We start from the raw sequence: 21,102 nt of genomic DNA, 5'->3' as shown, positions 1-21,102 counted from the left end.
CGACCGACGCACGTCCGTCGCGCGCGCTCGCCAGCACCAGGAGAACCATGAACACCCGCACGAACACCCGCACCCGCACCCGCATCGCCGCCGGAGTCGTCCTCGGCGCCGCACTCGCCACCGCGCTCCCGCTCGCCGCGAGCGCGCACGTCACGGTCACCCCGGACGCCCCGGTCGCCGGAGGGTACGACGTGCTGACCTTCGCCTTCGGCCACGGCTGCGACGGATCGGCGACCACCGCGCTCCGGATCGGCATGCCCGACGGGCTCGACTCCGCCACGCCTACGATCGCCCCCGGGTGGTCGATCGATATCGAGCGCGATCCGTCGGACAACCTCGTCAGCGCCATCACCTACACCGCCGACGAGCCGGTCGCAGACGGCCTGCGCGCCGCCGTCGACGTGAGCGTGAAGTACGCCGACGACGCCGAAGGGACGCTCGCCTTCCCGGTCGAGCAGACCTGCGTCGACGGATCCACCTCGTGGAGCGAGACCGTCGCGGAGGGCGAGGATCCGCACAGCGTCGAGCACCCCGCCCCCACGGTGACGCTCGGCGCGGCCGAGGGCACGTCCTCGGACGGCCACGACCACGCCGCCGGCGCCGCGGCGTCGACGGAGGAGGCGGCTCCCGCGACCGAGAACCCGCTCCCGCTCGTGCTGGGCGGGGGCGGCCTGGTCGCCGGTGTCGCCGCGCTCGTCGTCTCGCTGCTGGCCTACCGCCGCACCGGCCGCCGCGGCTGATCGATCCCGTCTGACGGGGAGGGCGCCCCGGTACGGCGCCCTCCCCGTGAGAAACTGGAGGCACCATGACGAAGACTGGCTCGAACCTCCCCCCGGTCCTGCGCCCCCAGCACACGCCGGTGCGCCGACTGACCGAACTCGCCGACCGCTTCGCGCGCGACACCCGCGGTTCGCTCGACGGCGTCGAGGTCACGGGGGTGACGATCGCCACCACCGACCTGCATCCGGGTGAGGCGTTCGTCGCTATCCAGGGGCGCAACAAGCACGGCGCCGAGTTCGCGCAGGTCGCCGCCGAGCTCGGGGCGTCCGCGATCATCACCGACGCCGCAGGCGCCGACATCGCCGAGCCCGCTGGCCTGCCGATCGTCATCGTGGAGGACCCGCGCGGCCAGCTCGGCGAGATCGCGAAGTGGGTCTTCGACACCGGCCACGACCTGCCGATCCTGTTCGGCACCACCGGCACCGACGGCAAGACGAGCATCACGCACATCCTCGACGGCATCCTCGGCCAGCTGGGCGCGGTGACGGGCCTGTCCTCGTCCGCCCTGCGCGTCGTCGCCGGCGAGGCGATCATGGCGCGCCTGACGACCCCCGAGGCGTACGAGATGCACGCGCTGCTGGCCGTGATGCGCGAGCACCACGTCGAGGCCGCCGCGATCGAGGTCAGCGTGCAGGCGATCATGCGCCACCGTGTGGACGCCATCGTCTTCGACGTCGCGATGTTCACCAACCTCTCGCATGACCACATGGACGACTTCTCGGGCATGGACGAATACCTCGAGGCGAAGCTTCCCCTGTTCCGGCCGGACCGGGCGCGGCGGGCGGTCGTCTCGCTCGACACCCCGGCGGGCGCCGTGGTCGTCGAGCGCGCCGAGGTGCCCGTGGTGACCATCGCCACACCCGCGATCGCCGTGGATCAGGATCTGGCCGCCACCGCGGATTGGACCGTCACGGTGAACGAGGAGACGCTCGACGGCACCGGCTTCACGCTGGTCAACAACCGCGATGGACGCACGCTCACGTCGTTCGTGCCGGTGATCGGCCCGCACATGGCCGCCAACTCCGGGGCCGCGATCGTGATGCTGCTCGAGGCGGGCTACGCCTGGGAGCGCATCGTCACCGCCCTCGAGCGCGACGGCGGCATCCGGGCGCACCTGCCCGGCCGGGCCGAGAAGATCCACGGCGAGGGCGGCCCCGCCGTCTACGTCGACTTCGGGCACACCCCCGCGGGTATCGAGAAGACCCTCGAGGGTCTCCGCCGCGTCACCACGGGCAAGCTCGTGGTGATGATGGGCGCCGACGGCAGCCGCGACACGACGAAGCGCTTCGCGATGGGCAAGGCCGCCGCCGACTACGGCGACATCGTGATCATCACCGACCACAACCCCCGCATGGAGGATCCGGCGATCGTCCGCCGGATGCTGCTCGAGGGCGCGCGCTCGGTGAAGTCGGAGCAGGACGCCTACGAGATCTTCCCGCCCGAGGACGCCATCGTCGAGGCCGTGAAGCTCATCCGCCCGGGCGACGCGCTCATGTGGTTCGGCCCCGGCCATCAGGACCACCGCGACGTGCAGGGGGTCCGGCTGTTCTACTCGGGCCGCGAGCTGGCTCGCCGGGCGCTGATCGACGCCGGCTGGCCGGTCGGCGAGCGCCGCTGGACCAACCCCTACGACGACTGAGCGCCGGGGGCGCGCCGCGCGCTATCCGGCGAAGCGGGAGATGACGGCGTCCGCCTCGCCGCGCGCCCAGGCCTCGGCCTCCGCGAGCGATTCGCGCGTCAGCCGTCCCGGCGCGTCATGCGCCTCGACCACGCGGCGGATGACCTCGACGATGCCGAGGAACGGCAGCCGTCCCTCGTGGAACGCATCGACCGCCTGCTCGTTCGCAGCGTTGTAGACGCCGGGCAAGGTGCGTCCGGCGGCGCCCACCTGCTTGGCCAGGGCGACCGCCGGGAAGGCCTCCTCGTCGAGCGGCTCGAAGGTCCAGGCCGAGGCGGTGGTCCAGTCCAGGGGCGCGCCGACGCCCGCCACCCGGTTCGGCCAGTCGAGACCCAGCGAGATGGGCAGGCGCATGTCGGGCGGCGACGCCTGCGCGATCGTCGATCCGTCGATGAACTCGACCATCGAGTGGACGATCGACTGCGGGTGCACCACCACGTCGATGCGGTCGTACGGCACGTCGAACAGCAGGTGCGCCTCGATCACCTCGAGGCCCTTGTTGACGAGCGTCGCGGAGTTCGTGGTGACCACGCGCCCCATGTCCCACGTCGGGTGCGCGAGCGCCTGCGCCGGGGTGACGTCCTCGAGCGACGCGCGCGACCGGCCGCGGAAGGGGCCGCCCGAGGCGGTCAGCACCAGGCGGCGCACCTCGGTCGCCGTGCCGGAACGGAGCGCCTGCGCGATGGCCGAGTGCTCCGAGTCCACGGGGACGATCTGACCGGGCGCGGCGAGGCTCTTCACGAGCTCGCCGCCGACGATCAGCGACTCCTTGTTGGCGAGGGCCAGGATGCGGCCGCACTCGAGCGCCGCGAGCGTCGGACCGAGCCCGACGGATCCGGTGATCCCGTTCACGACCACGTCGGCGTCCACCGACCGCACGAGGCGCTCGGCGTCCGCGGCGCCGAGCGCGGTGTCGGAGACGCCGAACTCGGCGGCCTGCGCCGCCATCGCGGCCGCGTTCGACCCCGCCGACAGGCCCACGACCTCGAAGCGATCCGGGTTGGCCCGGATCACGTCGAGCGCCTGGGTGCCGATGGATCCGGTGGACCCGAGGATGACGACGCGGCGCGCGGTCGTGCTGCTCATGATCAGGGCGCGGCGATGGCCGAGCCGGCGTCGAGGATGTCGACGACGAACGTGAGCGTCTCCTTCTCGAGCTCGTGGCCCGGGACGGAGCCGTAGCCGTCGGCCGGGGGCATCGTCACGAGCACCTGGGAGCCGACGGTCTGACCCTCGAGCGCCTTGGTGAAGCCGGCGACGACCTGGGCCGTGTTGAAGGGCGCCGGGGTGCCGCGCTCCCAGCTCGAGTCGAAGACCGAGCCGTCGGACCACTTCACGCCCGTGTACTGCGCCAGCACGTCCTGACCGGACTCGACGACGGCGCCGTCGCCCTTCTTCAGGGTGGTGACGACCGTCTCGGTCGGAGCGTCCGTGTCCGGCAGCGTGATGGTCGGCGCGCCGTCTTTGGCGAGCTTCACGGTCGGCTGGCCGTCGACGGGGGTCTGGTCCTCGCCCCACGCCTTGGTCGGGAGGTCGACGACGTCGTTCACGTCGATGACGTAGACGGCCGCCGCGCCCTGCTCGCTGCCCGGGATGGTCACCGCGATGCGGGAGCCGACGGTGGCGCAGCCGATGAGCTGGCCGACGCCGCTCTGGGCGGAGGCCTGGATCGGCACCATGTGCTCGCCGAAGCCGCCGGCCTGGGCCAGCTCGCCGGTCGTCGCGTCGAAGATCGCCATGCTGTACTCGAACCAGTCGCCCTCGGCCAGCTCATCGCCGTCGCCCTCGGTCACGACCAGGCGCGACGGCTCGGCGATCTCGAGCGGCAGGGTGGCGTCGAGGGTCGGCGTGGCGCCCACCTCGCCGCCGACCGTCAGGCCGTCCGTGCTCGCGCCCTCGCCGAGCGCCGCCCCGCACAGGTCGCCGGCCGCGCCGGCCGTCGAGGTCGGCGTGGCCTCCGGGGCGGGATCGCCCGAGCAGCCCGTCAGGGCGAGCGCGGCGAGCGCGACGGAGGACAGGAGAACTGCGGAGCGAAGACGCACGGATTACCTCGTTCGTAAGTGGGGGTCGTCCCATCCTGCCGCATCGTCCTTACGAGCGCGCTGAGCACCTCCTGGGGCTCCCTGACCGCCGTCATGCCAGGCCGGGCATGAATCCGCCGATAAGCTCGGAGGAATGACGACCTCTGCGGACTCCGTGGCCCCGGATCCCGACGAGACCGCTCTCGCTGACGACACCCCGTCGAAGCCGAGCTGGTTCTACACGTTCGGCCGGATGGTGCTCACTCCCCTGGTCCGCACCATCTACCGTCCGCGCGTCGAGGGCCGCGAGAACATCCCCCCGGAGGGGCGGCTGATCTTCGCGTCGAACCACCTGTCGTTCATCGACTCGATCGCGATCCCCGTCGCCGCCGCGCCGCGCGCCGTCCACTTCCTGGCGAAGTCGAGCTACTTCGAGGGCCGCGGGATCAAGGGCTGGTTCTCGAAGGCCTTCTTCACGGCCGTGGGCGCGATCCCGGTGCGCCGCGGTGCCGGACAGGCCGCGCTGGACGCGCTGGACCAGCAGCGCCAGATCCTCGAGACCGAGGCCGCCGTCGCGCTCTACCCGGAGGGCACCCGGTCGCTCGACGGCCGCCTGTACAAGGGCCGCACGGGCATCGCCTTCCTCGCGCTGCAGACCGGCTCCCCCGTCATCCCCGTCGGGCTCATCGGCACCGACAAGGTCATGCCCGTGGGCGCGAAGTTCCCCTCGCTGCGCCACCGCGTGACGATCCGCTTCGGCGCTCCCCTCGACCTCTCGCAGCACGGCCCCGCGCACTCGGGCAAGGCGCGTCGCACCGCGACCGACGAGATCATGGCGGCGATCCACGCGCTCTCCGGCCAGGAGCTCGCCAACGCGTTCAACGAGTCGCCCGCCCAGGGCCCGGTCGAGAAGATCCGGCGGGTTCTGCCGCACGAGCGGCGCTGACCCGCCTCAGCCGACGGTGACGACGGCCTCGTGCCGCACCGGGAAGTTGACCGAGCGGGCGATGAAGCACCACTCGTGGGCCGTCTTGTGCGCGGCCTCGGCGGCCTCCACCATCGACGCCTCCGCGACGGTCACGCGCGGGTGCAGCACGACCTCCGCGAAGCGCGCGCTGCTGGAGCCGTCCTCGAGCAGCAGGCCGGTGGCGTCGTCGACATAGGACGTGACGACCACCCCCGCCTGCACGCAGGCATGCAGGTAGGACAGCAGGTGGCACTCGGACAGGGCCGCGACCAGCAGGTCCTCCGGGTTCCAGCGCTCCGGATCGCCGCGGAACGGCTTGTCCGACGACGCGAGCAGGGCGGGCTTGCCGGCGACCTCGAGCGTGACATCGCGCGAGTACTCGCGATACCCCGAGGTCCCCGTTCCCCGGTTCCCGGTCCAGGTGGCGGTCAGGGCGTATCGGTGCTCACCGTTCATGGCCCCAGATTAGGGTGGATCAGGTGACTGAGACGTTTGCTGTGCAGGATTCCGCCGAGCTCGCCGTCGTCGAGCGCGGGGGCTTCGTGGAGTCGCGTCATGCGGGTTCCGCCGTGGTCCTCGCCCCGTCCGGTGAGGTGATCACGCGCCTGGGCGACCCCGACGCGCTGATCCTGCCGCGGTCGTCGCTGAAGCCGCTGCAGGCGGTCGCGGTGGTCACCGCCGGTGCGGCGCTGGAAGGCGAGCGCCTCGCGCTCGCCACGGCGAGCCACGCCGGCACGGACCGGCACGCCGCCGTCGTGCGCGACATGCTCGGCGCGGTCGGTCTCACGGAGGACCACCTCGCCTGCCCCGCGAGCTGGCCGACCGACGTGGCCACGCGGGACGCGATGGTGCGCGAGCACCTCGAGCCCGCCGCGATCCGCCACAACTGCTCGGGCAAGCACGCGGCCATGCTGAGCGCGTGCGTCGCCACCGGGTGGAGCACCGAGGGGTACCTCGACGAGACCCACCCGCTGCAGGTCCACATCCGCGAGGTCGTCGAGCGCCTGACCGGCGAGAAGATCGCCGCGACGGTGATCGACGGCTGCGGCGCCCCCGTGCACGCGCTGACCCTCACGGGGCTCGCGCGCGGGATCCACCGCGTCGGCACCTCGTCCGAGCGCTCCCCGTTCGCCCTCCACCGCGTCGCCGGCGCGCTGGTGCGCACCGTGCGCGAGCACCCGTGGACGATCGACGGCCCCGGACGATCCGACACCTTCGCGATCGAGCGCTTCGGCGTCTTCTCGAAGCTCGGCGCCGAGGGTGTGCAGGTCATGGTCGCCCCGGACGGCACGACCGTCGCGCTGAAGACCCTCGACGGGTCGCTGCGCGCCGCTCCCCTGGTCGCGCTGCACCTGCTGGCCAACGCCGGCGCGCTCACCGCGTCCGACGTGGCAGACGCCGCGGCTCACCCGATGTTCGCCGTGCAGGGCGGCGGCCGCGACGTGGGCCGGATCCGGGCCACCGTCTGACGCGGGCGGGCCGCAGGGACCCTTCAGCGGCGCCGCGCCGTCAGCGGGTCGGCTCGGGCATCAGGCGCCAGAGCCCCTTCACCCCCTCGATGAGCAGGAAGAGCGCGATCGCGTAGGCGATCGGGATCAGCCAGGCCTCGTACGGCATCGGGCGGGAGTCGAACAGCCCGTTCATAAACGGCACGTACGAGTAGACCGCCTGGAGGACCATCAGCGCGCCCGCGGACCACCACACGATCGGGTTGCCGCGCAGCACGTCGGGCGTGAAGCTCGACCGCGACAGGATGCGGCAGTTGAACAGGAACACCAGCTGCCCGAGGGCGAGCATCAGCACGGCCTCGGTGCGCGCCATCTCGACGGGCTCGTTGCGGGCGACCGCGCCGTAGAACACCGCGAGCGTCGCGCCGCCGATGAGGAGCGAGACGACCAGCACGAACATCAGCTCCCTGACCGAGATGATCGATCCGCCCGGGGCGCGCGGCGGGCGCTGCATGATGCCGCGCTCGGCCGGCTCGTAGGCGAGCGAGAGCGACAGCGTCACGGCGGTGATCATGTTCACCCACAGCACCTGCACCGGGGTGAGCGGCAGTGTGAGGCCGAACAGCACGGCCACGAGGATCACCAGCGACTGGGCGCCGTTGGTGGGCAGCAGGAAGACGACCGACTTACGCAGGTTGTCGTAGATCCGGCGGCCCTCGCGGATCGCTGATCGGATCGTCGCGAAGTTGTCGTCGGCGAGGACGATCTCGGCGGCCTCCTTGGTGGCCTCCGTGCCCTTGATGCCCATCGCGACGCCGACGTTGGCGCGTGTGAGGGCGGGGGCGTCGTTGACGCCGTCGCCCGTCATCGCCACCACCTCGCCGTGCGTCTGCAGCGCGCGCACGATGCGGATCTTGTGCTCGGGGCTGGTCCGCGCGTAGACGTCGACCTCGCGGACGACCGCACTCAGCTGATCCTGGCTCATCGCCTCGAGCTCGGCGCCGGTGAGCACCCGCGCGTGGGGATCGGAGACGATCCCGACCTCGCGCGCGATGGCGAGGGCCGTTCCGGCGTGGTCGCCGGTGATCATCTTCACGCGCACGCCGGCCGTGTGGCAGTCGCGCACCGCCTGGATCACCTCGGGGCGCGGCGGGTCGACGATGCCGTAGACGCCGAGGAACTCGAGATCGTGCAGATCGGAGATCTCCAGGTCGCCCTCGATGGCGGGCGCATTGACGCGAGCCGCGGCGAGGACACGCAGGCCCTGACCGCTCAGCTCGGCGATGACCGCCTCCCAGGCGGCGACGTCGAGCGGGGCCGACCCGGCGGCCCCGCGCTGCGTCCCGGCGCGCTCGAGCAGGCGATCCGGGGCACCCTTGACGAGCAGGGTGCGGGTGCCGTCGTCGGCCTCGTCGACCGTGGCCATGAACTTGTTCGCCGAGTCGAAGGGGAGCACGCCGACGCGAGTGCGCCCGTGCGGGTCGAAGCCGCCCTTCATCGCCAGCGTCTTCAGCGCCCCCTCGGTGGGCTCGCCGACGAGCTGCCAGCGCTCCCCGTCGCGGACGAGGTGGGAGTCGTTGCAGAGCGAGGCCACCGCGAGCAGGGCGCGCAGGTCGTCGCCGTGCGCGGCCGCCCCGTTCTCATCGGTGATCGTCCCCGCGGGCTGGTAGCCGAGGCCCGACACGTCGTAGCGGCCGAGGGGCGTGACGAGGCTGCGCACCGTCATCTCGTTCGTCGTGAGCGTGCCTGTCTTGTCGGAGCAGACGCTGGTGACGGATCCGAGGGTCTCGACGGCGGGAAGCTTGCGGGTGATGGCGTTGCGCCGCGCCATCTGCTGCACGCCGATCGCGAGAGTGATCGTGACGAGCGCCGGCAGGCCCTCGGGGATCGCCGCGACCGCGAAGCCCACCGTCGCCGAGACCAGCACGTCGAGGTCCATGTTGTGCAGGAACAGGCCGATGAGCAGCATGACCGCAGCCATGCCGAGGATCACGAGGGTCAGCACCCGGCCGAAGGCGCCCAGCTGCTGGGTGAGAGGGGTGTCGAGCGTGCCCGCCTCGCCGACGAGCGCCTGGATGGTGCCGATCTCGGTGTCGGCGCCCGTGGCGGTGACCACCGCGCGCCCCTGCCCCGCCGACACGATGGTGCCGGAGAACAGCATGGAGGACCGGTCGCCGACGCCGGCGTTCGCATCGACCGCGTCGGTCGATTTCGACGAGGGGACGGACTCGCCGGTGAGGGCGGCCTCATCGACGCGCAGCTGGGAGGAGACGGTGAGGCGCATGTCGGCGGGCACCTTGTCGCCGGGCGCGAGCCGCACGATGTCGCCCGGCACGAGTCCCGCCGCGTCGACCACCTTCCACGCGCCGTCGCGGCGCACCTGCGCGGTGGAGGACAGCATGCCGCGGATGCCGGCGAGCGCCTTCTCGGCCCGCCCCTCTTGGACGTAGCCGATGACGGCGTTGATGACGGCGACGGCCATGATCACCCAGAAGTCGAGCCAGTCGGTCATGATCGCCTTGATCACGGCGGCCGCGAGCAGGATGTAGATCAGGGTGTCGTTGAAGTGCGAGAGGAACTTCAGGACGGGGTGGGTCTTCTTCGTCTCGGGGAGCAGGTTCTCGCCCACCACCTCGAGGCGGCGCGAGGCCTCGTCCTCGGAGAGGCCGGTGAGCTCCGCGCCCAGCAGCCCGACGACCTCCTCGGCCCCCAGCGCCCATGGGCGGAATTCCGCCCTCTGCTCGGGGGTGAGGGCGCCGTTCGTGTACGGCGCGATCCCATCGGTCCTGCTCATGGATGCCTGCCCTTCCAGAGGGGCCGTGCGCCGACCGCCGCCGCGCGTGCGCTCCTCTGGTCATCCTGTCCAGCGGGAGCGCACGGTGTCAACCGACGTGACGCGGGGCGCGAGGAGGCTGCGCCGCGCCCGCCTCACGGCAGGATGATGCGCTCCGCGGGGAGCCCGTCGCGCACGAGCCAGGCCCGGGATGCGCGGCTGCGTGCGTAGGGTGGCAGCTCGCGCTCGCCGGCGATCGTGCGCAGCTCGGTGCTGCAGTCGGCGCCCACGACGAACGGCGCCGAGGCCCGCACCTCCTGCAGCAGCGCCCACTGACGCTGCCAGGCATCGCCGTCGCCGACCAGCACCAGTGTCTCGCCCGCCCGCGTGAGGGCACCCAGGCGTGCGCCCGGTGGGAGGTCGTCGATCACGAGCACCCGGGCTGTGCCGGGCCAGGCCGCGGCCAGCTGCTCGCCCCGGCGGCGGGCCGCCCGCAGCACCATCCCGGTCACGGGCGCCTCGGGTGCCCAGCGGGGCGCGTCGTGGGCCGCCGCCTCGACGGGTGGATCGGCGAGGACGAACTGCGTCTCCCTCCCGTCGAGCGCCGCCCGCCCGGGAGGCCGGCGCGGGTCGAAGGTGGCCGCGTCGCCACCGGCGGCGGCGTGCTCGGCGCGGCCCGGAAGCGCGAGCAGGGCCCGGCGCGGAAGCAGATCGGCGAACCGCAGCACCCCGCCCGTGAGGCGCGCGGCGGTGAGCACAACGGTGCTCCCCGTAGCGCCGGCCTCCCGCACCACCGACTCGAGCCGCTCGGCCAGCGCCTGGGCGTAGTCGGCGGGGAAGCGCGCGAGCATCGCATCCGCATCGTCGATCACGATGAGCGCCGGTCGCGCGCGCTCGATCGTCTCGAGCGCGTCCCAGGCGCCCTCGGCATCACGGGGCACCACCACGGCATCGGGGCGCGCCGCGGCGACCAGGCCCGCGAACGACGACCGTCCGGTTCCCGCACCACCCACCACAAGCAGGCCGCGGTCGGCGCCCGGGCGCAGCAGCGCGGGCACGTAGCGCTGGCGCGCCGGGTCGTCGGCCACCCCCAGCAGGATCGCGCCCTCGGGCGGATCGCCCACGAGCCCCACGGCCTCGGCGCGGGTCAGCCGCGAGGGCAGCGGCGGCAGCCACGGCCCCGGTCGCCGGCTCCGCCCCGCGTACCGCGCGGCCGCGCGCGCGGCATCCTCCGGGGCGGACAGGGCGATCCGCGTCCGGCGGGCACTCGCATCCCCCGCGCGCCGGATGAGCGCGAGCCCTCTTCCGTCGGGGCCGCCCGGCAGCGCGGCCGCCTCGTCGGTGCCGATCAGCGCCCGGCTCTCGGCGGGCTCGGCGACCCGCAGCGCGATGCGCAGGGGGCAGTTGGCCACGAGGGCATCGCGCAGCACTCCCCCGGCCCGCTGCGTGCCGAGCACGAGGTGCATGCCGAGCGCCCGGCCGCGGGCGGCGACATCCGTGAACAGCTGGTGCAGGTCGGGGTGGTCCTGCAGCAGCGCGGCGAACTCGTCCACCACGATGACCAGCCGCGGCAGCTCGGCGCGCGGATCGGAGACATCCCGCGCGCCGACGGCGGCCAGGGCCGCCTCGCGCGCCCGCAGCTCGGCCCGGAGACTCTCGACCGCGCGCCGTGCCCCGCCGTCGTCGAGATCGGTGATCACCCCCGCGACATGCGGGAGGCCGGCGAGCGGCGCGAACGCGGTGCCTCCCTTGAAGTCGGCGAGCAGGAACTGCACGCGCTCGGGCGGCAACGTGGAGGCGAGGGACGTGACCCACGTGACCAGAAGCTCGCTCTTGCCGCTGCCGGTCGTTCCCACCACCACGGCGTGCGGCCCGTCCGCCACCAGATCCACCGCCGCGGGCTCTCCCCCGGCGACGCCGATCAGGGCGCCGAGCGCGCCGAGGGACTCCTCCCCGTGCGGCCCTCGCAGCAGGGCCGCCAGCCCCACCACCGCGGTCTCATCGGCACCGGCTCGCGGCTCGGCGGCGGCGCGAGCCGCGAGCTGAGTCGCGACGCGCACCGCCTGCGCCCGAGATACGCCCTCCGCCTCGATGTCGGACGGCTCGCCCCGCAGGATCAGGCGAGCGGGCGCCGCCGGCCCCTCGAGCTCCAGCACCGCCTCGCAGGCGAGCGGCACCTCGGCGCCGGGCGCGGCGACCGCGATCACGAGCTCGGCCGGAGGCACGGGCTCGCCCGCGGAGACCAGCGCCACACGCGTCCGCTCACCGGAGGCCGCGGGCGCCCAGTGCGGCAGTGCCCCCGCCCAGCCGTGCTCGTCCGCCGGCGCCGCCACCAGCGACAGGTCGGCCGCCGGGCGGGCGAGGCACAGCTGCAGGATCAGGGCCCGCGCGACCGAGGCGGCCACCACCGGATCGCCCAGCACCGCCACCCCCGTCCCGAGCGGCACGGTGATCGGTGCATCCGGGATCCGAGAGGCGAGTGCCCGGATCTCGCGCGCCTCGTCGTCGTCGCCGCCCGTGACCCGCACCGCGCTAGGCTGGACCCCTCGACCCAGCACCAGGGCTTCGGCGCCTCCCCGCCACTGGCGCCGCGTATCGGCGAGCAGAGCGGCGACGTCGGGGCTCCCGCGCCAGAGGGTGGCCCGCTCGGCCTCGTGCCGCCGTCGGATCGCCTCGCGCGCCCGCAGGAGCGCCTCCTCGCGCTCGCGAAGCTGCTCACGCCGGCGGCGACGCCCGCCGCGCGCGCCGTCGACCAGCGAGGCGACCGCCATCAGCGGGCCGAGCGCGGCGAAGCACAAAGCGAGAAGCGACCCCGTGACCGCCCAGATCGCCACCGCGGCGACGACCGGGATGACCGACGCCACGAGCGGAAACGGACCGCGCTTCGGCGGCCCCGGGGCGGGGGGAAGCGAGAGGGGCTCATCGAGCGTTGTGGGCATGCGCCCAGTTCAGCGCTCCGCGACGACCCCGGACGGCGGGGCCAGCCCGGATGTGGACTACTCCGTCGGCTCGGCGCCTGTGGACGACTCCGCCGACGCTGCGGCGTCGCGCTCGGTCTCCGCCGGCTCGGCGCGCTGGCCGGGGACCTCGACGTTCAGCACAACGATCGTGACGTTGTCGCGGCCGCCGTTCTCGAGCGCGGCCTCGAGCATCGCGTCCGCCGCCGCGGCCGGATCGGCGTGCAGGCGCAGGAAGTGCAGGATGCCGTAGTCGGTGAGCTCCTTGGTGAGCCCGTCCGAGCAGATCACGAAGCGATCGCCGTCACGGACCTCGAGCCGCACGTAGTCCGGCACCGCGCCCTCGCTCGGGCCGACGGCGCGCGTGATCACGTTGCCGTACGGGTGGTTCTCGGCTTCCTCGGGGCTCAGTCGCCCCGAGGCGACGAGCTCCTGCACCAGCGAGTGGTCGGTCGTCACCTGGGCGAGTGCGTCGTCGCGCGCCAGGTACACCCGCGAGTCGCCGATGTTCAACGCGACCCAGGTCGGCTCTTCCGCCGTGAGGTCGAGGTACACACCCGTGACGGTCGTGCCGGTGCCCTCGTCGGTCGTCTCGGGGTGGTCGCCGATGTCGCGCACGGCCTTCACCAGCGCGCGCTCGATCGCCTGGGGCGATACGGCGCCCTTTCCGACCATGCGCTGCAGGCGGTCGATCGCGCTGGCGCTGGCGATCTCGCCGCCGATGTGGCCGCCCATGCCGTCCGCCACCACGAAGAGGGGGAAGACGGTCAGCAGCGCGTCCTGGTTGATCTCGCGCTTGCGCCCGCGGTCGGTGACACCCGCCCAGGTGAGCACCGCGTCGCGGCCTGTGGGCAGAGCCACAGTCTGCGACTGCGTCGTCGTGGGGGCGTCGGGCACGGGAGGGACCTCCGGATCAGGGGCGACGGCGCACAAGCGGCCGGACGGCGACTCGGGCGGGGGTGCGTCGCGCTCACATCCTATCGGCTGGGCTCCCGCCCACCGGGCATCTCGCGCCGTCAGGCGGAAGGGCCGGGGAAGAACCCGTCGATCTCGGCGGCCTCCGCGGGAGTGGGGCGCCACGCGCCGCCCGCTGAGGCGTTCGATGCGACCTGCTCGGGCGACGTGGCGCCCGCGATCACGCTCGCCACGCCGGGCTGCGCCAGAAGCCATCCGAAGGTCGCCTCGAGCATGGTGATCCCGCGCGCGTCGCAGAACGCGCGATAGGCATCGAGGGCGTCCCACGGCGCGTTCTCCCAGAGATGCTTCCGCTGCGCCATGATCCGGCTGCCCTCGGGCCCGCCATCGCGGGTGAACTTGCCCGTGAGCAGGCCGTTGTAGAGCGGGAAGTACGGGAAGAACCCGATGCCGAAGTGACGCACCGCGGGCAGCTTCTCGCCTTCGACGGCGCGCGCGAGCAGCGAGTACTCGTCCTGCGCCGAGACGAAGCCGCGGCTGCCGCGCCCGCGGGCGCTCAGGTGCGCCTCGGCGATCTGCCAGCCGCTGAGGTTGGAGTGCCCGTAGTAGCGGATCTTCCCCTCGCGGACGAGATCGTCGAGTGCGTCGATCGTCTCCTCGATGGGGGTCTGCGGATCCGGCGTGTGGAGCTGGTAGAGGTCGATCCAGTCGGTCCGCAGGCGCGTGAGCGAGCGCTCGACCGCCGTGCGGACGTATGAGCGCGACCCCTTGGCACCCGCCGTGGGGCCGTAGCCCATGTCGACCGCGTGATGACCGAACTTCGTGGCGAGCACCACCTCGTCGCGCCGCCCCGCGAGGGCCTCGCCCATCAGCGTCTCGCTGCGCCCCTGCCCGCCGTACATATCGGCGGTGTCGAGGAAGACGACGCCGTGCTCGATCGCGGCGTCGAGCACCGCGCGCGTGCCCTCGATGGTCTCGGTCCTCGTTCCGGCCCGGCCGAAGTTGTTGCATCCGAGCCCCACCTCCGACACCCGAAGACCCGACTCCCCGACCTGGCGCAGCGACACACTCATACGTCCCACGCTACCCGGACGCGGCGACGCCCCCGCCGAGGAGGCGGGGGCGTCGCGGGCATGCCGTGATGAGCGGCGTCAGGGCTGCATCGGCGGGACGACCGGGGGCTCCGGGTCGTCGCCGCGATCCGTGCGCGGCGCCTGCGGCGGCGCGGGCGGGGTCACCGGCGGCGTGGGCGGGGTCGCCGGGGGCGCGGGAGGGGTGTGCGGTGCGGCCGGCGGGACCGGAGGCGTCGCGGGCGGCGTGCCGGGGGCTCCGGCCGGCGGCGCCGGGTAGCCGGGCTGCTGGCCGTAAGCCGGGGGCTGAGTGGGGTACCCGCCCTGCTGCGGCTGGCCGTAGCCCGGCTGACCGTAAGGCTGGCCGGGAGCCGGCGGGGCGACGGAGGTGGCCTGCGACGGCACGCCGTCCCACACCGTGTTGTCGCCGAGGAACGCGTTGCCCGCCCACGGGGCAGGCGGCACGTGGACGTTCCAGCGCGACTTGTCGAAGGCCAGGATCCCGAGCCAGACGAGCTCCAGCAGGACGAACAGCACGACCCAGACGGGCTCCTTGCCGAGCTTCAGGCCGATCCGGTACGCGGCGAGAGCCGCCGCGACGTGGAAGGCGAGCGCCAGCAGACCCGAGAGGCCGTTCACCACCGGGATGAGACCCAGGATCAGGCATCCGCCGAGCGTGTAGAGCACAAGCCACGGGCTGAGATCGCCGAGCTTGAAGAAGACCATGTAGTTGTAGACGGGCACCCATGCGCGCCACTTGCCCACCACACCGGCCTTGTCGAAGATCTTCATCATGAAGATCGACCCGATGACGTAGACCGCTATCGCGATGAACACGATGAACCCGGCCATCGCCGCGAAGACCGCCCAGAAAATGGCATCGTCCTGATACATCCAGTGCCTCCCACTGTGTCACTGCCGTCGGCGCGAGTGCCGATGCGCTCACCCTAGCGATCCTGAGCGAACGCTGATAGATCACGCGCCGTCTTCGGGCCGCGTTCCGGCGCCGCCGGGGCGTGCCGGGCGCGGGCTCAGCCCGCGGCGACGGCGGCGAGGAGCGCCTCGCTCGCGGCGACGATCTCGGCCTGTGCCTGGGTGCGAGGGACGGTGGGGGTGCCGTCGCCCGGCTGCGGCCCGTAGTCGGCGAAGAACGCGTGGACTGCGCCCTCGACCTCGGTGAACACCGTCGCGGCCGGGAGCTTCGCGCGGGAGGCGTCGATGTCGTCCGGCGTGGTGAGCCCGTCCTGTGAGCCGGAGACGGAGGCCACCAGGACGTCGGACGCCGACATGTCGCCGAGCGGATAGGAGGCGTGCAGCAGCAGGCCGTCCACCTCGTCCTGGTGCGCGGCGGCGAACGACGATGCGGCGACCCCGCCGAGCGAGTGCCCGCCGACGGCCCAGTGCTCCACCCCGTCGAAGGCCGCCATCGCGGAGGCGGACTGCTCGGGCGAGGTGAGGGCGATCCCGAGCGGCTCCTTCAGCGCGACGACGAGGTATCCCGCCTCGGCGAGCGGGCGGAGGACCGCCGCCGTCGCCCGCACGTCGACGCGCGCGCCCGGCGAGTAGACGAGACCCGTGGTCGGCTCCTCACCGCGGGGGACGAATGCGTACCAGCCGCCGGATTCGACGACGTCGACGGCGTCGTCTGCGCGCAGCGCCGAAAGGGCGGCGTCGGTGGCCGGGAACGGACGGATCCTCACGACGGCGGCGGCCAGCACGGCGAGCAGCACAAGCCCCGCGCCGGCGCCCGCCGCGCCGAGCACCCGGCGGGCGCGCGTGCGGGGACGGGTGGGCTCGGGCGGCTCGGAGGGAGACCGCCGGTCGCGCCGCCAGGCGAGCGCGGTCGCCCCGAGCAGGACGAGGCCGGCCAGCGCCGCCACGGCCAGCAGGGCGCCCAGCGCCCAGTGCTGGTGCGGGACCGCGCCGCCGGCCGTTGCGAGTGCCCAGCCGGTGGCGAGCAGGAGGCCGACGCCGACGATCGCGCGCAGGGTCAGCCAGAGGGTCCGTCGGGTCATTGCGCCGAGTCTAGCCAGGGCATCCGAGCGCCGACCCCCGACGTGCGGCCGCCCGCCCCCGGCGTGCGGGGGCGGGCGGATGCGATGGCGGATGCCCGATCAGCTCGCGGTGCGGGCGAGGCCCGTCAGCGCCCGGATCCGGAACCCGGGCACGAGATCACTTGACCCAGTCGGGAGCGAAGACGTAGCCGGGAGCCTGGCCCGCCGCGGCGCGCGCCGGGACGTTGAGGGCGTGGATGATGCTGACAACCAGCCCCGCGATCATCACGGCGGCGAACAGCAGCCCACCGAGGAACGGGATCGGCGTGAGGATGCTCGCGACCACCACCGCGATGGTGCGGACGATCTGGAAGTTCAGGTTGCCGGCGTTGGCGGCGGCGTAGGAGGGGGCCACCTTGTCTTTCTCGACGAGGAAGAAGATCAGCGCGGGCAGCCAGTAGAAGAACACCGACAGCCAGAGGTTGAGCGTCAGGTTCGGGGTGACGGGCGGGCCGTACGCCGGGGCCCCGTACGCCGGGGGCTGCTGCCCGTACACGGGAGCCTGCTGCCCGTACGCCGGGGGCTGCTGCCCGTACGCGGGCTGACCGTGCGCGGGCTGGCCGTAGACGGGGGCTTCGGGCGCGACGGGCGCCTCCGAGGCGGGCGGCGCCGTCCACGCGGGCGCGGACGGTGCGGCGGGGCCGGTCGGCTCCGCGGTCGCCGGGGCGGCGGCCGTCTCACCCGACGAGCCCTCCGGCGCATGGAACACGGGCGGCTCCCACGCGGCGGGGTCGTCGGCCAGCGGGCCGGTCGGCTCCTGGGGCTCGGTCGAGAAGGCGGGCTCCCAGGTGCCGGGCTCCTCGGGCGCCGCGGGCGTCTCCGGGGCGTCGGGGGCCGCCGTCGCCTCGGGCGCGGGGGAGTCGTCCTTCGACTCGGGCGTGCCCTCCGGCGCGTCGAACGGGTTGCTGGTCATGATCGGCCTTTCGGACGGGGGCGGGGACGGATCCTGCGATCCGCTCCCCCGGGACGGTCACCAGCGTGCCAGCACCGGCGCCCCCGCACCAGCATCCGTTACGGAGACCGTCACGGGGCGACGCCACGCGTCACGCCAGCGCGACCAGCTCGACCTCGCCGGCGCGGTCCGCCGGGCGCATCGTGATGCCCTCGGTCTCGGCCCAGGCGACGAGCTCGGCGATGCTGCCGATGGCGGGACGTCGCTGAGCGAGGCGCCGCACCAGCAGCCCCTTCGACTTCTTGTTGAAGTGGTTGAGCGCGCGAACCGATCCGTCCGGCCCCTCCGCCACCACCCGCACGTAGGCGCTCGCCACACCGTCGGGCACCGGCCCGAGGGCCGCGTACGCCTCGGAGCGCAGATCCACCACGAGCCCGGGAAGCGCCCCGAAGGCCTCGCCGACGGCGTCCGCCCACACCCGCTTGAGCGGACCCAGCCCGGGCACGGACGCCCCCGCGGCGAGGCGATACGACGGGATCGGATCGAGCGCACCCACCGGGCCCAGCAGGGCGGTCTGGATCAGCACCCGCTCGCCCAGCCAGCGCCGGGCAGACCCGTCGAGGGTCGCCGCGTCGAGGCCGTCGAACAGCACCCCGGTGTAGCGATCGATGGCGGGCATCGTCGGCGCAGCCGCGATCGCGGCGTTGACGCCGATCTCTCCCAGCTGGCGCGGCGAGAGCTTCAAGACCTTCGCCGCGAGCACCGGATCGGACGAGAGCGCCACCACGGACGCCACAACGGCCTCACGCTGCGGTGCGAGCACCGGCAGCGCGAGGCCGTCGAGATTCAGTGGCGCGTCATCCGATCCGCCTGCCCGCTTCGTCTCCGAAGGGGGCAGGAGGATCGTGGTCAAGAGACCAGAGCTGCGTGGCCCGCCACGATGGTGAGGATCGACCCCTCCATCGAGACGAAGCCGTCGCGGGCGTCGGCGATGACCTTGGTGCCGGAGGGCTCGGTGATCCGAACCTGGCCCTGGTCGGCGAGGATGGCCAGCACGGGCTCATGGCCCTGCATGAAGCCGATCTCACCCTCGGTGGTCTTCGCGACCACGAGGCTCGCCTCGCCCGTCCAGACCTCCTCCTCGGCGGAGACCAGGGTGACCTGCAGACCCATGGTCAGCTGTTCTCCTTCTGGATCTGAGCCCACTTGGCCTCGACGTCGGAGATGCCGCCGACGTTGAAGAACGCCTGCTCGGCGACGTGGTCGAACTCGCCCTTGACGATGGCGTCGAACGACTCGATGGTCTCCTTGATCGGAACCGTCGAACCCTCCACACCGGTGAACTTCTTCGCCATGTAGGTGTTCTGCGAGAGGAACTGCTGGATGCGGCGCGCACGCGACACAACGATCTTGTCCTCTTCCGAGAGCTCGTCGACACCGAGGATCGCGATGATCTCCTGGAGCTCCTTGTTCTTCTGGAGGATCTGCTTCACCGAGGTGGCCACGCGGTAGTGGTCCTCGCCGATGTAGCGGGGGTCCAGGATGCGGCTGGTCGACGACAGCGGGTCGACGGCCGGGTACAGACCCTTCGACGCGATCTCACGCGAGAGCTCGGTCGTGGCGTCGAGGTGCGCGAACGTGGTCGCCGGCGCCGGGTCGGTGTAGTCGTCGGCCGGCACGTAGATCGCCTGCAGCGAGGTGATCGAGTGACCGCGCGTCGAGGTGATGCGCTCCTGGAGCACACCCATCTCGTCGGCGAGGTTCGGCTGGTAGCCCACGGCCGAAGGCATACGACCCAGAAGAGTCGACACCTCGGAACCGGCCTGCGTGAAGCGGAAGATGTTATCGATGAAGAGCAGCACGTCCTGCTTCTGCACGTCGCGGAAGTACTCCGCCATCGTCAGCGCCGAGAGGGCGACGCGCAGACGCGTCCCCGGCGGCTCGTCCATCTGACCGAAGACAAGGGCCGTCTTGTCGAAGACGCCCGCGTCCTCCATCTCGTGGATGAGGTCGTTGCCCTCACGGGTGCGCTCGCCGACACCGGCGAACACCGACACACCACCGTGGTCCTGCGCGACGCGCTGGATCATCTCCTGGATGAGGACGGTCTTGCCGACGCCCGCACCGCCGAAGAGGCCGATCTTTCCACCCTGCACGTACGGGGTCAGCAGGTCGATGACCTTGATGCCCGTCTCGAACATCTGGGTCTTCGACTCGAGCTGGTCGAAGTTCGGCGCCTTGCGGTGGATCGGCCAGCGCTCGGTGACCTCGATCTGCTCGCCGTCGGCGAGGTTCAGGACCTCACCGGTGACGTCGAACACCTTGCCCTTGGTGATGTCGCCCACGGGCACCGAGATGGGGGCGCCGGTGTCGCGGACCTCCTGGCCGCGGACCATGCCGTCCGTCGGCTTCAGGGAGATGGCGCGCACCAGGTCGTCACCGAGGTGCTGGGCGACCTCGAGGGTGATCTCCGTCGCGGACTCGCCGATGACGATGGTCGTCTTCAGCGCGTTGTAGATCTCCGGGATGGCGTCGTGCGGGAACTCGATGTCGACGACAGGGCCCGTGACGCGGGCGACCCGTCCGACGACCGCGGTCTCAGTGGCAGTCATTTTCGTCTCTTCCTTGTTCTTCCAGCTCAGGACGCCAGGGCGTCGGCGCCGCCGACGATCTCGGCGATCTGCTGCGTGATCTCGGCCTGGCGCGCGTTGTTGCGCAGGCGGGTGTAGTCGGTGATCAGCTTCTCGGCGTTGTCGCTGGCCGACTTCATCGCCTTCTGCGTCGCGGCCTGCTTGGCGGCGGCCGACTGCAGAAGCGCGTTGAAGATGCGGCTCTGGATGTACACGGGAAGGATCTTGTCGAGCACGACGGTCGGGTCGGGCTCGAACTCGTAGAGCGGGAAGACCTCGCCGTGCGCGTCCGACTCCTCGGCGTCCGACACCTCGAGCGGCAGCAGGCGGACCTGGATCGCCTCCTGGGTCATCATGCTGACGAAGCGGTTGTACACGAGGTGGATCTCCTGGACGCCGCCCTCGGCCGCGTCCCGCGCGTACGCCTCGAGCAGCGACTCCGAGATCGACTCGGCGGTCGCGAAGCCCGGAACGTCCGCGTCACCCGTCCACTCCGCAGCCGCCGCGATGCCGCGGAACTGGAAGTAGCCGACGGCCTTGCGGCCGAAGAGGTAGAACACGACTTCCTTGCCCTGCGAGCGCAGCAGCTCGGCGAGCTCCATGCCCTCGCGGATGACCTGCGAGTTGAAGGCGCCGGCCAGACCGCGGTCCGAGGTGACGATGACGATCGCCGAGCGCTCCACCTTCTCGGCCTCCCGCGTGAGCGGGTGGTCGATCGAGGTGTGCGTCGCGACGGCCGAGACGGCTCGCGTCACCGCGCGGGAGAAGGGCTCCGACGAGCGCACGCGCGCCATCGCCTTCTGAATGCGCGAAGCCGCGATGAGCTCCATCGCCTTCGTGATCTTCTTGGTCGTCTGAGCAGAAGAGATCTTCTGCTTGTACTCCCTGAGCTTTGCTCCCATGAGAGGTCGTCTCCT

General features: G+C 72.5%; 18 protein-coding genes. 4 read left to right on the top strand and 14 right to left on the bottom strand.

Annotation, left to right across the window (positions count from 1 at the left end; all coding sequences use genetic code 11):
- The first annotated feature begins 47 nt into the window (after window positions 1-47).
- Window positions 48-740 (top strand): YcnI family protein, encoded by a 693-nt coding sequence (locus ACOKGD_RS04085; RefSeq protein ID WP_342336617.1) that lies wholly within the window; start codon window positions 48-50, stop codon window positions 738-740.
- 65 nt (window positions 741-805) lie between these two features.
- Window positions 806-2,419: a Mur ligase family protein gene (locus ACOKGD_RS04080; protein ID WP_342336618.1), complete on the top strand. Its 1,614-nt coding sequence runs from the start codon at window positions 806-808 to the stop codon at window positions 2,417-2,419.
- Window positions 2,420-2,440: 21 nt separating this feature from the next.
- Here the strand turns inward: ACOKGD_RS04080 and dxr are convergent, their stop codons facing one another.
- Both dxr and ACOKGD_RS04070 read right to left on the bottom strand, forming a co-directional pair.
- Window positions 2,441-3,544 (bottom strand): 1-deoxy-D-xylulose-5-phosphate reductoisomerase, encoded by a 1,104-nt coding sequence (gene dxr / locus ACOKGD_RS04075; protein ID WP_342336620.1) that lies wholly within the window; start codon window positions 3,542-3,544, stop codon window positions 2,441-2,443.
- 2 nt (window positions 3,545-3,546) lie between these two features.
- Complete coding sequence (locus tag ACOKGD_RS04070) at window positions 3,547-4,500, bottom strand: FKBP-type peptidyl-prolyl cis-trans isomerase (protein WP_342336621.1); 954 nt, start codon at window positions 4,498-4,500, stop codon at window positions 3,547-3,549.
- 133 nt (window positions 4,501-4,633) lie between these two features.
- Here ACOKGD_RS04070 and ACOKGD_RS04065 point away from each other — a divergent pair, with 133 nt between their 5' ends.
- On the top strand, window positions 4,634-5,425 hold the full coding sequence (locus ACOKGD_RS04065; protein WP_421355086.1) for a lysophospholipid acyltransferase family protein: 792 nt from the start codon (window positions 4,634-4,636) through the stop codon (window positions 5,423-5,425).
- A 6-nt stretch (window positions 5,426-5,431) separates the two neighbouring features.
- Here ACOKGD_RS04065 and ACOKGD_RS04060 read toward each other — a convergent pair whose 3' ends face one another.
- Window positions 5,432-5,902: an OsmC family protein gene (locus tag ACOKGD_RS04060; protein ID WP_342336622.1), complete on the bottom strand. Its 471-nt coding sequence runs from the start codon at window positions 5,900-5,902 to the stop codon at window positions 5,432-5,434.
- A gap of 23 nt (window positions 5,903-5,925) precedes the next feature.
- Here ACOKGD_RS04060 and ACOKGD_RS04055 point away from each other — a divergent pair, with 23 nt between their 5' ends.
- Window positions 5,926-6,915 carry an asparaginase gene (locus ACOKGD_RS04055; protein WP_342336623.1) on the top strand — a complete coding sequence of 330 codons (990 nt, stop codon included), beginning with the start codon at window positions 5,926-5,928 and terminating at the stop codon, window positions 6,913-6,915.
- A gap of 40 nt (window positions 6,916-6,955) precedes the next feature.
- Here ACOKGD_RS04055 and ACOKGD_RS04050 read toward each other — a convergent pair whose 3' ends face one another.
- The 11 genes from ACOKGD_RS04050 to ACOKGD_RS04000 all read right to left on the bottom strand — a co-directional run bounded on the left by ACOKGD_RS04050 (window position 6,956) and on the right by ACOKGD_RS04000 (window position 21,087).
- Window positions 6,956-9,688, bottom strand: coding sequence for a cation-translocating P-type ATPase (locus ACOKGD_RS04050; RefSeq protein ID WP_342336625.1), 2,733 nt, complete (start codon window positions 9,686-9,688; stop codon window positions 6,956-6,958).
- Between the two features lie 134 nt (window positions 9,689-9,822).
- Window positions 9,823-12,606, bottom strand: a complete 2,784-nt coding sequence (locus ACOKGD_RS04045; protein WP_342336626.1) for an FtsK/SpoIIIE domain-containing protein — start codon at window positions 12,604-12,606, stop codon at window positions 9,823-9,825.
- 57 nt (window positions 12,607-12,663) lie between these two features.
- Window positions 12,664-13,485, bottom strand: a complete 822-nt coding sequence (locus ACOKGD_RS04040; RefSeq protein ID WP_342336627.1) for a PP2C family protein-serine/threonine phosphatase — start codon at window positions 13,483-13,485, stop codon at window positions 12,664-12,666.
- A gap of 155 nt (window positions 13,486-13,640) precedes the next feature.
- The gene (locus ACOKGD_RS04035; RefSeq protein WP_342336629.1) at window positions 13,641-14,612 is read right to left on the bottom strand and encodes an aldo/keto reductase; all 972 of its coding nucleotides are present in this window, start codon (window positions 14,610-14,612) and stop codon (window positions 13,641-13,643) included.
- Window positions 14,613-14,690: 78 nt separating this feature from the next.
- On the bottom strand, window positions 14,691-15,503 hold the full coding sequence (locus ACOKGD_RS04030; RefSeq protein WP_342336631.1) for a DUF5684 domain-containing protein: 813 nt from the start codon (window positions 15,501-15,503) through the stop codon (window positions 14,691-14,693).
- Between the two features lie 137 nt (window positions 15,504-15,640).
- Window positions 15,641-16,624, bottom strand: coding sequence for an alpha/beta hydrolase (locus ACOKGD_RS04025; RefSeq protein ID WP_342336632.1), 984 nt, complete (start codon window positions 16,622-16,624; stop codon window positions 15,641-15,643).
- Window positions 16,625-16,781: 157 nt separating this feature from the next.
- A complete protein-coding gene (locus tag ACOKGD_RS04020; protein ID WP_342336633.1) occupies window positions 16,782-17,576 on the bottom strand; it encodes a DUF4870 domain-containing protein in 795 nt (264 codons plus the stop codon).
- A 130-nt stretch (window positions 17,577-17,706) separates the two neighbouring features.
- Complete coding sequence (locus ACOKGD_RS04015; protein ID WP_342336634.1) at window positions 17,707-18,468, bottom strand: YaaA family protein; 762 nt, start codon at window positions 18,466-18,468, stop codon at window positions 17,707-17,709.
- Window positions 18,465-18,728, bottom strand: coding sequence for a F0F1 ATP synthase subunit epsilon (locus tag ACOKGD_RS04010; RefSeq protein WP_342336636.1), 264 nt, complete (start codon window positions 18,726-18,728; stop codon window positions 18,465-18,467). The genes ACOKGD_RS04015 and ACOKGD_RS04010 overlap by 4 nt, the downstream gene beginning before the upstream one ends.
- A gap of 2 nt (window positions 18,729-18,730) precedes the next feature.
- Window positions 18,731-20,167 (bottom strand): F0F1 ATP synthase subunit beta, encoded by a 1,437-nt coding sequence (atpD, locus tag ACOKGD_RS04005; protein ID WP_342336637.1) that lies wholly within the window; start codon window positions 20,165-20,167, stop codon window positions 18,731-18,733.
- 26 nt (window positions 20,168-20,193) lie between these two features.
- Window positions 20,194-21,087 carry a F0F1 ATP synthase subunit gamma gene (locus ACOKGD_RS04000; RefSeq protein ID WP_342336639.1) on the bottom strand — a complete coding sequence of 298 codons (894 nt, stop codon included), beginning with the start codon at window positions 21,085-21,087 and terminating at the stop codon, window positions 20,194-20,196.
- Between the last annotated feature and the right edge of the window lie 15 nt (window positions 21,088-21,102).

Origin of the sequence: Microbacterium phosphatis (genome assembly GCF_049177115.1) — a bacterium.
GTDB lineage: Bacteria > Actinomycetota > Actinomycetes > Actinomycetales > Microbacteriaceae > Microbacterium > Microbacterium phosphatis.
This window is presented reverse-complemented; position numbering and strand designations above follow the sequence as displayed.

What these genes read in the sequence shown, in the direction of transcription:
- ACOKGD_RS04000 (WP_342336639.1), bottom strand. Translation starts at nt 21,087, where the DNA reads ATGGGAGCAAAGCTCAGGGAGTACAAGCAGAAGATCTCTTCTGCTCAG.
- ACOKGD_RS04080 (WP_342336618.1), top strand. Translation starts at nt 806, where the DNA reads ATGACGAAGACTGGCTCGAACCTCCCCCCGGTCCTGCGCCCCCAGCAC.
- ACOKGD_RS04030 (WP_342336631.1), bottom strand. Translation starts at nt 15,503, where the DNA reads ATGTATCAGGACGATGCCATTTTCTGGGCGGTCTTCGCGGCGATGGCC.
- ACOKGD_RS04060 (WP_342336622.1), bottom strand. Translation starts at nt 5,902, where the DNA reads ATGAACGGTGAGCACCGATACGCCCTGACCGCCACCTGGACCGGGAAC.
- ACOKGD_RS04065 (WP_421355086.1), top strand. Translation starts at nt 4,634, where the DNA reads ATGACGACCTCTGCGGACTCCGTGGCCCCGGATCCCGACGAGACCGCT.
- ACOKGD_RS04045 (WP_342336626.1), bottom strand. Translation starts at nt 12,606, where the DNA reads ATGCCCACAACGCTCGATGAGCCCCTCTCGCTTCCCCCCGCCCCGGGG.
- ACOKGD_RS04050 (WP_342336625.1), bottom strand. Translation starts at nt 9,688, where the DNA reads ATGAGCAGGACCGATGGGATCGCGCCGTACACGAACGGCGCCCTCACC.
- ACOKGD_RS04025 (WP_342336632.1), bottom strand. Translation starts at nt 16,624, where the DNA reads ATGACCCGACGGACCCTCTGGCTGACCCTGCGCGCGATCGTCGGCGTC.
- ACOKGD_RS04035 (WP_342336629.1), bottom strand. Translation starts at nt 14,612, where the DNA reads ATGAGTGTGTCGCTGCGCCAGGTCGGGGAGTCGGGTCTTCGGGTGTCG.
- ACOKGD_RS04010 (WP_342336636.1), bottom strand. Translation starts at nt 18,728, where the DNA reads ATGGGTCTGCAGGTCACCCTGGTCTCCGCCGAGGAGGAGGTCTGGACG.
- dxr (WP_342336620.1), bottom strand. Translation starts at nt 3,544, where the DNA reads ATGAGCAGCACGACCGCGCGCCGCGTCGTCATCCTCGGGTCCACCGGA.
- atpD (WP_342336637.1), bottom strand. Translation starts at nt 20,167, where the DNA reads ATGACTGCCACTGAGACCGCGGTCGTCGGACGGGTCGCCCGCGTCACG.
- ACOKGD_RS04020 (WP_342336633.1), bottom strand. Translation starts at nt 17,576, where the DNA reads ATGACCAGCAACCCGTTCGACGCGCCGGAGGGCACGCCCGAGTCGAAG.
- ACOKGD_RS04085 (WP_342336617.1), top strand. Translation starts at nt 48, where the DNA reads ATGAACACCCGCACGAACACCCGCACCCGCACCCGCATCGCCGCCGGA.